Source organism: Paenarthrobacter nitroguajacolicus, from assembly GCF_031455195.1.
Classification (GTDB): domain Bacteria; phylum Actinomycetota; class Actinomycetes; order Actinomycetales; family Micrococcaceae; genus Arthrobacter; species Arthrobacter nitroguajacolicus_D.
Genome location: NZ_JAVDSH010000003.1, coordinates 83,030 through 95,531 on the forward strand (window position 1 = coordinate 83,030; position 12,502 = coordinate 95,531).

Here is a 12,502-nt window from a genome sequence, read left to right on the forward strand (position 1 = left end):
GTTGGGGTTGGGTTTCCAATACGAGCCTACCCCGTGCAGGTACAACAATGCCCCGGGGAGCTACGTAGGGCAGCTCCCCGGGGCACGGTGACCGGGTCAGGCCGAGGCGGCCGCAGCAGCTCTTGCAGCTGCCGGGAGTGCGTCGAAGATCCGGCTCATTGCTGCGTCGTCGTGGGCTGCAGACAGGAACCAGGCTTCGAATACGGACGGCGGAAGATAGACACCGGAGTCCAGCATGGAGTGGAAGAACGGCGCGTAGCGGAACGATTCCTGGGCTTGGGCGTCGTCGTAGTTGTGTACGCCTTGGGCGGAGGTGCCGAACGCGACGGAGAACAGGTTCCCTGCCCTCTGGATGGAGTGGTCTACTCCGGCGGCGTCCAGGGCGGACGAGAGGGCCGCTGAAAGCTCCAGCGAACGGGCATCAACGTGGGCATAGACCTCAGGCGTCGCGTTCGTCAGCGTGGCGACGCCGGCGGCCATGGCCACCGGGTTCCCGGACAACGTTCCGGCTTGGTAGACCGGACCAACCGGAGCGAGGTAGTCCATGACATCGGCACGCCCGCCAAGTGCCGCCGTCGGCATACCGCCACCGATGACCTTGCCGAAAGTGAGAAGGTCCGGCGCCCAGCCTTCCTGCCGGCCGGTCAGACCCCAGTAGCCGGCATAGCCAGTGCGGAATCCAGTAAGGACTTCGTCGAGGATGAGCAGAGCACCGTGTTCCTTCGTGATCCGGGAAAGGCCGGCGTTGAAGCCCTCCCCCGGGGTGACGACACCCATGTTGGCCGGAGCCGCTTCAGTGATGACGGCCGCGATGTTTTCGCCATGGGCGGCAAAGGCAGCTTCGACCGCGGCGAGGTCGTTGTAGGGCAGCACCAGGGTTTCCGCCGCAGTAGCTTCGGTAACACCTGCCGAGCCAGGCAATGCCAAAGTGGCGACGCCCGAACCGGCCGCGGCGAGCAGTCCATCGAGGTGGCCGTGGTAGCAGCCGGCGAACTTGATGATCAGGTTGCGGCCGGTGTAGCCGCGGGCCAGGCGTACAGCAGTCATGGTTGCTTCAGTGCCGGTGGACACCATCCGCAGGCGTTCGACGGCGGAGACACGTTCCTTGACGATGGCGGCCAGGTTGGCTTCATCCGGGGTGGAAGCACCGAAGGAAAGGCCACGGTCCACGGCCGCGTGGACGGCGTCGAGGACGGCCGGGTGGGCATGGCCCAGCAAGGCGGGCCCCCAGGAGCACACGAGGTCAACGTATTCCTTGCCGTCTGCATCCGTGAGGTAGGCACCCTTGGCCGAAACCATGAACTTCGGGTTTCCACCCACGGATCCGAAGGCACGGACCGGGGAGTTCACGCCACCGGGCATAAGGGACCGGGCGCGGTCGAAGAGCTGATCGGAGACGGGGGTGTTTGAAGTCATGGTTCCTATTCTTTCAGTGATTCATCAGAGCCAGAGCCGTCGCCTACGAGGCTCCGGCAAGCAGCTCAGCGACCCGTGGGGCCACCTGTGTCCCATAGAGCTCAATGCAGCGCATCATGGACTGGTGCGGCAACGTCCCATTGCTGTATTTGAGGTCGAAGCGGTCCACTCCGAGGTTCCGCTTCAGCAGGGCGATCTTCTGCGCCACGGTTTCTGGAGAGCCAACGTAGAGCGCGCCTTCGGGTCCGCACATCGCATCGAATTCGCCCCTGTTGCCCGGGCCCCAGCCGCGCTCGGCGCCGATCCTGTTGCGCTGCTCAAGCCAGTGCGGGAAGAGTTCTTCGCGGGCGGCCTCGTCGGTATCGGCGATGAAACCCGGTGAGTGTGTTGCGATCTGGCGCATCGGATGGCCGTATTTCCCCATGGCCTCGCGGTAGAGATTCACCAAAGGCCCAAAGCGGCGGGGCTCTCCCCCGATGATGGCGAAAATGATCGGGTATCCGTATTCAGCGCAGCGCAGGACTGATTCGGGTGTTCCGCCGACGCCGATCCATGCGGGCAACAGATGGTGCTGCAGTTTCGGGTACACCTGGAGCCCGCTGACGTTGGGCCGCGTGCGCCCTTCCCAATGGACGGGTTTCTGCGCCCGTACTTTGTCGAACAGCTCGAGCTTTTCCTCGAAGAGGACCTCGTAATCGGCCAGGTCCAGGCCGAACAGCGGGAAGGACTCCACGAAGGAGCCCCTTCCGAGCATCACTTCGGCTCTGCCATCCGATATCGCATCCACCGTCGCGAACCGTTGGAACACCCTGATGGGATCATCTGAGCTCAGCACCGTGACAGCCGAGCCGAGTCGGATCCGGGACGTCACGGCCGCCGCCGCGGCGAGGAAAACCTCCGGTGCGGACACGGCAAAATCACGGCGGTGGTGCTCACCGACGCCAAAAGCGTGGATGCCGACGGCGTCGGCCAGTTTTGCTTCTTCGAGCAGCTCCCTCAGGACTTGCGCGTGTTCCTTGGGATTGCCGTCGGCGTCGAGTCCTGCGTCGCCGAAGGTGTTCAGCCCGAGCAGGATCTGGTTGGCCGCTAACGGCGCGGTGGGGTCGGAGGAAAGGGAGGTCATCAGGACTCCTTCAGCCAGCCTGCCAGTTCGGAGGCCCAGTAGGTCAGTACGGTATCGGCGCCGGCCCGCTTGATCCCCAGCACGGACTCGGTGATGGCACCACGCCTGTCAATCCAGCCATTGGCGGCAGCCGCTTCGATCATGGCGTACTCGCCTGAAATTTGGTAGGCCGAGACGGGTACCGGGCTCATGGCTGCGACGTCGGCAAGAATGTCCAGGTAGCTCATGGCCGGCTTTACCATGACCATGTCCGCCCCTTCCTCCAGGTCCAGCTCAACTTCGAGGATGGCTTCGCGACGGTTGGCCGCGTCCATCTGGTAGGTCCGGCGGTCACCCTTCAGCTGGGAATCAACGGCTTCACGGAACGGGCCGTAGAAAGCGGACGCATACTTGGCTGCGTACGCCAGGACTGCGGTGTTCTTGTGGCCGGATTCCTCCAGCGCTTGCCTGATGACGGCGATCTGGCCGTCCATCATGCCCGACGGGCCCAGGACGTGCGCGCCGGCATCAGCTTGGGCCACCGCCATCTGGCCGTAGATCTCCAACGTGGCGTCATTGTCCACGTAGCCCTCGGCGTCCAGTACACCGCAGTGGCCGTGGTCGGTGAACTCGTCCAGGCAAACATCGCCCATGATCACCAGGTCGTCACCGACTTCGGCTTTGACGTCGCGGATTGCCTTGTTCAGGACACCGTCAGGGTCAAGGGAAGCAGTGCCCTGCGCGTCACGTACTGCGGGTACGCCGAAGAGCATGATGCCGCCCACACCCAGCTGCACGGCCTCGGCGGCAGCGCGCTTCAGGGAGTCGGTAGTGTGCTGGACGACGCCCGGCATGGAGCTGATGGGACTCGGTTCGGTAAGGCCCTCCCGGATGAAGGCCGGGAGGATCAGGTCTGCGGGGGCCAGCCGATTCTCGGCGGTCAGCCTGCGCATGGCGGGAGTTGTGCGCAAGCGGCGGGGACGATGGTTTGGAAAGCTCATTGCGGGTTCCCTTCGTTGGCGAAAACAGATTCCAGGGCGGCCACGATGCCGTCCGGTGTTGGTTCTTTGGCGGTGGCAGCAACGGTGAGTCCGAGCTGGGAGGCTGCCGCCGCCGTCGGACGTCCAATCGCGATGACCTGGCAGCGGCCCAGTTCCGGAAAGTCCCTGGCGATGCGCCGTGCGCCGCTGGGCGAGGCGAGCACCACTGCGTCCATCGTCCCGGCATCGAAGGCCTCACGCGCTTCCGCGGGGCTCACCATCCGCGGCGCGTGGTCTTGAACCACGACGGCGGACGGCAGTTCCGCCGTCAGGCGACGCTCAGTGCGGGCCGGGTAATCAACCGTGTGATAGGCGGTCACGGCGGTGACATCGGCGCCCTTGGCGGCCAGGCCTTCACGGAGGCCCGGTGCGGCGATATCGGCCTGGGGCAGGAAGACCTGCGCGGGCGCCGCTGTCCAGAGGCCAAGGAGGCCCTCGGCCGACTGTGCCTCGGTTGGGGCCAGCGCTACTGCGAGTCCAACGGATTCCAGAGCCCGCCTTGAGGACTCGCCAATGGTAGCCACCCTGGTGCCGGCCGGGACCAGATGGGCAAGGGCGACACCGCGTTCGGCAGCCTGCTCCAGGAGGACCCGCACGGTGGTGATGCTGCTGACCACCAGCCAGTCGAAACCTCCCGCTGACAACCGGTCAACAGCGGCATCCAAGGGCGACTGGTCTTCGGCCCGTTCAAAGTCGATCAGTGGAAGCACTACAGGCTCCGCGCCAGCTCCGGTAAGGAGCGAAGCCAAAGCCCGGGCGCGGTCGGCGGTCCTGGCAAGCAGGATGCGCCGGCCAGCCAGGGCCTTTGGTTCCAGGGGCTTAGGATGCGGCAAGGTCCGCAATCTCCGCGGCACCGGCAGCGAGCAATAACTCAGCTACCTCGATGCCCAGCAGGGTGGCTCCCACTTCGGTCAGGCCGTCGGTGGCCTTTTTCTCGCGCACGGTCTTGGTGCCGTCCACTGAGCACACAGCAGCCTCCAGGTGAAGCATGCTCCCCTTGCGGAAGGCAAAGGCCCCAACAGGAGCCGCGCAACCGGCCTCAAGCCTGGCCAGGACCGCTCGCTCGGCTGCGACTGCAAGGCGCGTGTCGTCGTCGTTCAACGCGGCAAGCGCTTGGGCCAACACGGCGTTGGAGCCCTCCGTCGTGCCTGCCTGGCGCGGAGCATCTTCCGTCCGGCATTCGATGGCCAGCGCCCCCTGCCCCGGCGCGGGCAGCATGACGTCGGTTTCGAAGAACTCGCTGACGGTGTCCAGCCGGCCCATTCGCTCCAGGCCGGCAGCGGCGAGCACCACGGCGTCGAGGTCGCATGACTTACCGGGAACAACCTCGGACGTGGTGTTTCCCGGGAGGCCCGGGACCCTGCCGAGGCGGGTGTCCACATTGCCTCGAATATCGAGGACCTCGATGTCCGGGCGCGCGGCCCGAAGCTGGGCTGCACGGCGGGGTGAGCCTGTGCCCACTTTCGCCCCGCCCGGCAGGTCCGCGAGAGTCATGCCGTCGCGCGCGCAGAGGACATCCCGCACGTCAACGCGCTTTGGCGTCGCAGCGATACTCAGGCCAAGGGCCGCCCCTGTGGGCAGGTCCTTCAAGGAATGCACGGCAACATCGCAGGTGTCAGCCAGCAACGCATCCCGAAGTGCCGCCACGAACACGCCCGTGCCGCCCATTTGGGAGAGGGAACCGGTCTTGACGTCGCCCTCGGTCCGGATGTGCACGAGGTCTACCGGGAAGCCGCCGACAGCAGCCAGCTTATCGGCAGTCTGCTGCGTTTGAGTCAGGGCCAGCTTGCTGGCCCTGGTGCCAATGCGGACGGTCACTTGGCGGCCTCCGACGCGGCGTACGCGTCGTGGCCGATGCCAACGCGGGTACCCACTTCGGCAATGACGGGCTTGGCACCGCGGAAGTTCTCGCAGCAGTTGGGGCGGCACACGTCGTACCACGGTCCGAGGTCGGTGACATGCGGACGATCGGCGATGTTGTTCTCCACGGTACGTTCGCAAATGAGGTCCACGAGGCCGGAAACGAAAGCTGCATGCGTGCCCGGAGTGGGAACGCGTGTGGCCTCGATGTTGAGGTTCTTGCACGTTTCCAGTGCTTCCGTGTCAAGGTCCCAGGCAACTTCCATGTGGTCGCTGACGAAACCCAGGGGCACAATGACAACGCCCCGGACACCTTCAGGAGCGATCTCCTCAAGGTGGTCGTTGATGTCCGGTTCCAGCCAGGGAATGTGCGGTGCGCCCGAGCGTGACTGGTACACGAGGTCCCAAGCAACGTTGGGTGCCACGGTGTCCATGATGGCCTTGGCGTTGGCAAGGTGCTGGGCCGCGTAGGCTGATCCTTCGGCGAACTCGCGCGGCTCATCGTCGGAACGACCGGCGGCCTCGGCATCGCGGGTGGGGATGGAGTGGGTAGCGAACAGGACACGGATCTTCGAGTCCGGATCGGCTTCTCCGGCAGCAGCCAGCTTCCCGCGGATCTCTTCCAGACCGGCGGCGGTTCCCTCAAGGAAGGGCTGGACTACCCCGGGGTGGTCGAAGTACTGGCGGATCTTGTCGACCTCGAGCTTGCCGTCCAGGCCGGTTTCGGTCAGGGCAACGCCGATGTCTTCGCGGTACTGGCGGCAGCTGGAGTAACAGGAGTAGATGCTGGTGGTGAGCATCAGGATCCGGCGGTGGCCGGCGTCGTAAGCGTCCTGCAAAACGGGGGCGATGTAGGGGTCCCAGTTACGGTTGCCCCAAAGGACGGGCAACTCGATCCCGCGTTGTGCCAGCTCCGCTTCGATCGCTGCCTTCAGCTCGCGGTTCTGCTGGTTGATGGGGCTGATGCCACCGAATGCGCGGTAGTGGTGCGACACCTCTTCCAACCGCTCGTCCGGGATCCCACGCCCGCGGGTGACGTTGCGCAGGAAGGGAATGACGTCTTCCTGGCCTTCGGGTCCACCAAAGGAAGCCAGCAGGACGGCGTCGTACTGCTTGGGTTCCTGGCGGCCACGCTCGGTCACGCTGTTGGGTTCGGTGGAAATGGGGAACTCGCTCATGCCAGGACCTCAGCAATCTCGGCGGCGCTGACGCGGCGGCCGGTGTAGAACGGGATTTCTTCACGGACGTGGTTGCGGGCTTCGCTGTCGCGCAGGTGGCGCATCAGGTCAACCAGATCCACCAGTTCCGGTGCCTCGAGTCCAAGGATCCATTCCCAGTCCCCCAGCGCGAACGAGGAGACGGTGTTGGAGATGACCTGCGGGAATTCGCGGCCCAGCAAACCGTGTTCGCGGAGCATGGCGCCGCGCTCTTCGGCCGGCAGGATGTACCACTCGTAGGAGCGGACGAACGGGTAGACGCAGAGCCAGGTGCTGGGCTCGACGCCTCGGGCGTACGCGGGCACGTGGCTCTTGGCGAACTCGGCCTCGCGGTGCACGCCCATGGCGGACCAGACAATCTCCGTTCCTGCGAACAGCTTGCTGCGGCGGATGGAGCGGACGGCGGACTGCAGGTCCTCCGGCTTGGCGCCGTGGAGCCACACCATGATGTCGGCGTCCGAGCGCATTGCCGACACGTCATAGCTACCGCGAAGGACCACGCCGCCATCGGCGAGCGTTTCGGTCAGCGCTTCGAATTCCTGGACAGCATCGCCGCTGCGCAGGACGTCGGCCGAGCGCTTGAAGACGGTCCAAAGCGTGAAGAACTGCTCGTCGGTTCCAGCAGTTTTAGTGACAGATTCGGCAGAAGTGTGGCTCATGGTTCAAGTTTGCCCCGTGCCAGCCGCTAAGTCGAAACGGATCAGTTCTACAGAGCGTAGAAGTGATGTAAATCACGCAAAAGCGGGCCCATCCTTGACAGCTTGGCCAAGTTGCTTCCGTGTATCCGCCACGACGGCCGCCAAGCCATTACCGGCCAACCACCCCCCGACCACAGTCAGCCCCTCAGCAGCGGCGCATACCTCACGGACGTGCGCCACGCGCTGTTTATGACCGACGGCGGCGAACGGCAGGGCACCTGCCCAGCGCACCACATCCCAATCCACAACATCCGCACGGGATACCGGCACCGTCAACAACTGCGAGGCATCAGCCAAGGCCGCCGAGAGGAGGGATTCGTCATCGAGGACCACATCCGGGGATCCACCGGCATCCTCGCGTCGACCATAGGACAGCCGCAGCACGTGGGTTCCAGGACCGGCTTCCCCAGCAAGCCAATCCCATTTAGCCGTGGCGTGCGTCAGCGCCTTCGCCGTGATCCCTGGGGTCTGTGGCGCCACCAGGATGCCGGTTCCGCGGGGTCGTCGATCAAGTTCGGGCACGTCCACCACCATCGTCACCAGGCTCACCAAGGGTCCTGGTGCCGGACGCAGACCGGACAATGCCGGCAGTGACTTTTCCAGCAATGCCACCGCCGACGGGCCGTCGAGCGCTACTACCAGATGGTCGGCGTCGTACGTGGAATCGCCGGCGGTGACGCGCCAACCGGCAGCGGTCTTCGCGACGTCCGTTGCGGCAGTATCCGCGAGCAGGTCCACACCCCGCCCGCGCAGGTCCGCCACCAACGCCGTCACCAAGGTGTTCATGCCACCCTCTAAACCGGCGACGGCGGAACCCGCCTTGGCCAGCCCGGAGCCACCCTGCTGGGCTGCTGCATCTTTGCCACTGCGGACCGCAGCAACCTTGCGTTGGGCTGCAACGGCCGCCGACAACGAGCCGTGCGTTCGGATTCCGGCCCGCAGCCCCGGCGCAACCATGTCCACGTCCAGGAGTGCGGGGTCCGCGGAGTGGACACCGCCTACCACCGGGGAAACAAGCCGCTCCAGGACCTTCCTGCCCATCCGGGTCCGCACAAGGGAGGCAACACTGGTGACATCCGAGGACGTTCCCAATGACGCCGGCAACCAACGATCCCAGGAGGCCCGCAGCGCACCGAAGAAACCCAGTGAACGCCGGACCTCTGGGTCCCACGGGTTCGCCGGAATGCCGAGGACCCCGGTTTTAGGCAATTCCTGCGGGCCGTCGGGCAACTGCACCCAGGCACCACCGGGGTGCGGGGCTACGATCCTGTCGCCGAGTCCGAGCTCCCGCGCAAGGTCGGCTACCGCCGAGGACCTCGTGGCATATGACTCTGCGCCGCTGTCCAGTTGGAGCCCTGCAACAACATGGCTGCCCACGCAACCACCCCACGCGCCAGTTGCCTCGAGGACAGTGACCGACATGCCGGCCATGGCGAGTTCCCGCGCAGCCAGCAGCCCTGAGACGCCACCACCCACCACCACGGCACGTGGTCCTGCCGGAAGGGCTGTAGGCGTTGGATGTACGCCGCGCATGGGCCCTACTCTGCCGGAATCGAGTGGATGAGTTCCACGACTCGGGTCAGGACGGTTGGATCCGTCTCCGGAGGAACGCCGTGGCCGAGGTTCAGGACGTGGCCCGGGGCGTGCGAGCCGGCCGCAATGACCTCGCGGACGTGCGCTTCAAGGACATCCCATGGCGCGGACAGCAGTGCCGGATCGATGTTGCCCTGCAGCGGAACGGTCCCGCCGAGGCGACGGTTCGCTTCATCAAGGGGAAGGCGGTAGTCCACGCCCATCACGTCAACCCCCACATCGTGCATGGCAACCAGGAGTTCGGACGTGCCCGTGCCAAAGTGGATCAACGGAGCGCCGAGGTCCCGGACATGGTCGAGCGCCCGGGCGGAGGCCGGTGCTACGTACTTGGTGTAGTCGGCAAGGCCCAGGGAACCTGCCCAGGAGTCAAAGAGCTGCGCGGCCGAGGCGCCTGCTTCAAGCTGCGCCTGGAGGAACATTCCCGACGTATCGGCGGCCCAGTTGGCCAGGGCATTCCACGTCTCAGGGTCGGCGTGCATCATGGTCCGCGGGCCGAGGTGGTCGCGGGAGGGCTTGCCCTCAACCATGTAGGCAGCGAGCGTGAACGGAGCACCCGCGAAACCGATCAGCGGAGTCTTGCCCAGTTCCGCGACTGTCAGGCGCACGGCCTCACGGATTGGCTCCAGCGCCTCCCATGTCAGGGTGGGAAGCGCGGCGACATCGGCGGCCGTGCGGACGGGCTTGTCCAGGACCGGGCCCACACCGGGGACGATGTCCACGCCGACGCCTGCAAGCTTCAAGGGAATGACAATGTCCGAAAAGAAGATGGCGGCATCGACGTCATGGCGCCGGACGGGCTGCAGCGTGATCTCGGCGGCGAGTTCGGGGCGCAGGCACGAGTCCAGCATGGCAACGCCTTTGCGGACCTTCAAGTACTCAGGAAGGGAGCGGCCAGCCTGGCGCATGAACCACACAGGCCTGCGTGACGGCTTGCCGCCACGGTATGCCGTGATCAGCGGTGAGTCCGGGGTACGGCCGTCCTTCAGCGGGTGGTTGGGGCCGAGGGCTCCCGCCGGGGCGTTGGAGGCCGTACTCTGGGATGCTGCCGAGCTAGAAGTCATGCCTTCGATTGTGCCGAAAATCCGGGGCAAAAGATAACGACAAGCTGTCACGTCGCGCCCCAAGGGGGCCGCTATGGCGGGGATCACGCGTCAGCGTGTGGATCACCACGGCGCCATATTGTTCTACCGGGCTACGAAAAAGCTATGATGGGGTTGCTGTGGTTCTTTTCTCATTGGTGGCTACACACGCCGACATCGACCTCGAAACTGTCGCTCAGTTGAGCAACGGTTCCTCCGGGCTTGCCTCCGCAGCCCTCACCGATTCCCCTGTGGTTTCCGGAGCGGTGGTTCTGGCCACCTGCAACCGCTATGAGGTTTACGGCGAAACGGCCAACGGGGCTGATCTCGAAGCAGCCCGCTCGGCCCTGGTTTCCCAGATCAGCGAACTGAGTGGCTTGAACGAGCAACTCGTCTCCCGCTCTTTTGCAACCCACACCGGTCCCGAAGTCACCCGGCACCTCTTTGCCGTCAGCGCTGGACTGGATTCGGCAGTAGTGGGTGAGCGCGAAATCGCAGGCCAGGTCCGTCGCGCCCTGATCACTGCCCAGCAGGAAGGCACAGCGAGCTCCGGCTTGGTCCGGCTTTTCCAGGCTGCATCCAAGACCGCCAAGGACGTGGGTGCGCAGACCGCGTTGGGCTCCCGCGGCTTGTCGATTGTCTCCGTTGCTTTGGACCTCGCTACCGACCTCGCCGAGAACGATGATTGGTCCACCAAGAAAGTAGTGGTCTTCGGCACTGGCGCGTATGCGGGTGCCACCATGTCACTCCTGCGCGAACGCGGCTGCACCGCGATCTCGGTCTATTCTTCCTCCGGCCGCGCCGAGGCTTTCGTGGCCACCCGCGGGGGTACAGCGCTCGACGCCGAGACGTTGCCCGCCGCTGTCGCAGCAGCTGACGTCATGATCGGGTGCAGCGGTTCAGACAACCGCGTGGAAGCTGCGGACCTGGCACGCGTCCGGGCAGAGTCGGATAAGCCGTTGATTGCGATCGACCTCGCCTTGACCCATGACTTTGATCCCGCCGTTGGCGAACTCGACGGCGTTGAACTCCTCACCCTCGAGTCGGTCCGGCTCGCCGCACCACAGGAACAAGCAGAATCGCTGTCCCAGGCCAGCGCGATCGTGACCGGTGCGGCCTCTTCCTTTGAGTCCGAGCGCGAGGCACGCTCCGTGGACACGGCCATCGTCGCGTTGCGCCGGCACACCATGAACGTGTTGGATGCGGAGATGGAGAAGGTCCGCGCCCGCCACGGTTGCACGGCTGCCGCGGAGGAAGTCGAATTCGCGTTGCGCCGGATGGTCAAGCAGCTCCTTCACATTCCCACCGTCAGGGCCCGTGAACTGGCCGCCAACGGCCAGCAGGAGGAGTACGTCGCAGCGCTGGAGGCCCTGTACGGCATTCAGGTTGAGCAACCGGCCGCAGCCCCGGCCGCGGAGTGCCCTGTGGATCATGGGCAGCTCCGCTCCGAAAGCGCCTGACACCGCCTGTTAGGCGAAAGCGTTGATCCCTGTCAGCTTCGCGGACAAATCCCATAGCCTGGTGGCATCGGCCTTGTCGATGGCGTGTGCGTCCACGCCTTGGTACCTCGCCAACGGCGATTCCTTGTCCGTGGGATTGGCAATATCGCAGTCCTCGCAATAGACGCCGCCCTTACCGGACAGCGCCTGAAGAGTCGCGGCCCATACTGAGGTGGCAGCGCCCTGTTCCGGCGTTTTGAATCCTTCGCGGACGTTTCCCTCCGCATCCATCCACCCCGCTGCGACCATCTCCTCTTTGGGCAAATGCCGTTGGAGCTCGGTCATGATGCCACCCGGATGAACGGCGAAGGCCCGGACTCCGGAGTCCTTGCCGAGGCGGTCCAATTCCACGGCGAAGAGGGCGTTCGCCGTTTTTGCCTGGCCGTAGGCGCGCCATTTGTCGTAGCCGCCGTCAAAGTTGACGTCGTCGAACCTGATGGGCGACAACTTGTGGCCCGTGGATGAGAGGGAGATGACGCGGGCGTCACCCGAGGCGGCAAGGGCCGGCCACAAGGCATTCACCAGGGTGTAATGCCCCAGGTGGTTGGTCGCGAACTGCGCCTCCCAGCCCGGACCTACCCGTTGTTCCGGGCTGGCCATGATGGCGGCGTTGTTGATCAGGATGTCCAAGGAACCGTGCCCGGCCAAGTATCGCAGCGCGAATGCCTTGACGCTGGCCTGGTCGGCCAGGTCCATTTCTTCTACTGTGACCGAATCGGCGAGCCCGGCCGCGGCAAGCACTTCCTTGGCATGCTCCAAGCGCCTTGCGGGGACGGTCACGGCGGCGCCGGCTGAGGCCAGCGCCCGCACTGTCTCCAGGCCCAGCCCCGAATATCCGCCAGTAACGATAGCCGACTTGCCGGAGAGGTCGATCCCGTCAATGACTTCCCGGGCGGTGGAACCGTGTCCAAAACCGGAACCAATAGGGTGTTGCAGGGTTTCTGCCAGTTCTTCGCTCATGGTTGAGCTTTGCAGATAAAAGCCGGAACGGGCAACGC

At 65.1% G+C, this 12,502-nt stretch carries 11 protein-coding genes; 1 reads left to right on the plus strand and 10 read right to left on the minus strand.

The window, feature by feature from the left end; translation table 11 throughout:
* Nucleotides 1–96: 96 nt before the first annotated feature.
* The 9 genes from hemL to hemE form a co-directional block, all read right to left on the minus strand.
* A complete protein-coding gene (gene hemL, locus J2Y68_RS07730; protein ID WP_309991834.1) occupies nucleotides 97–1,416 on the minus strand; it encodes a glutamate-1-semialdehyde 2,1-aminomutase in 1,320 nt (439 codons plus the stop codon).
* A 43-nt stretch (nucleotides 1,417–1,459) separates the two neighbouring features.
* Nucleotides 1,460–2,539, minus strand: coding sequence for an LLM class flavin-dependent oxidoreductase (locus J2Y68_RS07735; protein WP_309991836.1), 1,080 nt, complete (start codon nucleotides 2,537–2,539; stop codon nucleotides 1,460–1,462).
* Nucleotides 2,539–3,519 carry a porphobilinogen synthase gene (gene hemB, locus J2Y68_RS07740; RefSeq protein WP_211714246.1) on the minus strand — a complete coding sequence of 327 codons (981 nt, stop codon included), beginning with the start codon at nucleotides 3,517–3,519 and terminating at the stop codon, nucleotides 2,539–2,541. The genes J2Y68_RS07735 and hemB overlap by 1 nt, the downstream gene beginning before the upstream one ends.
* On the minus strand, nucleotides 3,516–4,391 hold the full coding sequence (locus J2Y68_RS07745) for a uroporphyrinogen-III synthase (RefSeq protein ID WP_309991840.1): 876 nt from the start codon (nucleotides 4,389–4,391) through the stop codon (nucleotides 3,516–3,518). Before J2Y68_RS07745 ends, hemB begins: the two co-directional genes overlap by 4 nt.
* Nucleotides 4,378–5,376 (minus strand): hydroxymethylbilane synthase, encoded by a 999-nt coding sequence (gene hemC, locus J2Y68_RS07750; RefSeq protein WP_309991843.1) that lies wholly within the window; start codon nucleotides 5,374–5,376, stop codon nucleotides 4,378–4,380. The genes J2Y68_RS07745 and hemC overlap by 14 nt, the downstream gene beginning before the upstream one ends.
* Nucleotides 5,373–6,596 (minus strand): ferrochelatase, encoded by a 1,224-nt coding sequence (locus J2Y68_RS07755; protein WP_309991845.1) that lies wholly within the window; start codon nucleotides 6,594–6,596, stop codon nucleotides 5,373–5,375. Before J2Y68_RS07755 ends, hemC begins: the two co-directional genes overlap by 4 nt.
* On the minus strand, nucleotides 6,593–7,294 hold the full coding sequence (gene hemQ / locus J2Y68_RS07760) for a hydrogen peroxide-dependent heme synthase (protein WP_309991848.1): 702 nt from the start codon (nucleotides 7,292–7,294) through the stop codon (nucleotides 6,593–6,595). The genes J2Y68_RS07755 and hemQ overlap by 4 nt, the downstream gene beginning before the upstream one ends.
* Before the next feature lie 72 nt (nucleotides 7,295–7,366).
* Entirely contained in the window at nucleotides 7,367–8,866 is a 1,500-nt protein-coding gene (hemG, locus tag J2Y68_RS07765) for a protoporphyrinogen oxidase (protein ID WP_309991851.1), read from the minus strand.
* 5 nt (nucleotides 8,867–8,871) lie between these two features.
* Complete coding sequence (hemE, locus tag J2Y68_RS07770; protein ID WP_309991854.1) at nucleotides 8,872–9,987, minus strand: uroporphyrinogen decarboxylase; 1,116 nt, start codon at nucleotides 9,985–9,987, stop codon at nucleotides 8,872–8,874.
* Nucleotides 9,988–10,145: 158 nt separating this feature from the next.
* On the opposite strand from hemE, the gene J2Y68_RS07775 reads away from it, so the two are divergent.
* Nucleotides 10,146–11,465, plus strand: a complete 1,320-nt coding sequence (locus J2Y68_RS07775; protein ID WP_309991855.1) for a glutamyl-tRNA reductase — start codon at nucleotides 10,146–10,148, stop codon at nucleotides 11,463–11,465.
* Between the two features lie 9 nt (nucleotides 11,466–11,474).
* On the opposite strand, the gene J2Y68_RS07780 is transcribed toward J2Y68_RS07775, so the two are convergent.
* A complete protein-coding gene (locus J2Y68_RS07780) occupies nucleotides 11,475–12,464 on the minus strand; it encodes an SDR family NAD(P)-dependent oxidoreductase (protein ID WP_309991858.1) in 990 nt (329 codons plus the stop codon).
* Nucleotides 12,465–12,502: the final 38 nt, after the last annotated feature.

Bases quoted from the DNA above. Each gene is read 5' to 3' on its own strand.
- hemL (WP_309991834.1), bottom strand. From the start codon at position 1,416: ATGACTTCAAACACCCCCGTCTCCGATCAGCTCTTCGACCGCGCCCGG.
- J2Y68_RS07735 (WP_309991836.1), bottom strand. From the start codon at position 2,539: ATGACCTCCCTTTCCTCCGACCCCACCGCGCCGTTAGCGGCCAACCAG.
- hemB (WP_211714246.1), bottom strand. From the start codon at position 3,519: ATGAGCTTTCCAAACCATCGTCCCCGCCGCTTGCGCACAACTCCCGCC.
- J2Y68_RS07755 (WP_309991845.1), bottom strand. From the start codon at position 6,596: ATGAGCGAGTTCCCCATTTCCACCGAACCCAACAGCGTGACCGAGCGT.
- hemQ (WP_309991848.1), bottom strand. From the start codon at position 7,294: ATGAGCCACACTTCTGCCGAATCTGTCACTAAAACTGCTGGAACCGAC.
- hemG (WP_309991851.1), bottom strand. From the start codon at position 8,866: ATGCGCGGCGTACATCCAACGCCTACAGCCCTTCCGGCAGGACCACGT.
- hemE (WP_309991854.1), bottom strand. From the start codon at position 9,987: ATGACTTCTAGCTCGGCAGCATCCCAGAGTACGGCCTCCAACGCCCCG.
- J2Y68_RS07780 (WP_309991858.1), bottom strand. From the start codon at position 12,464: ATGAGCGAAGAACTGGCAGAAACCCTGCAACACCCTATTGGTTCCGGT.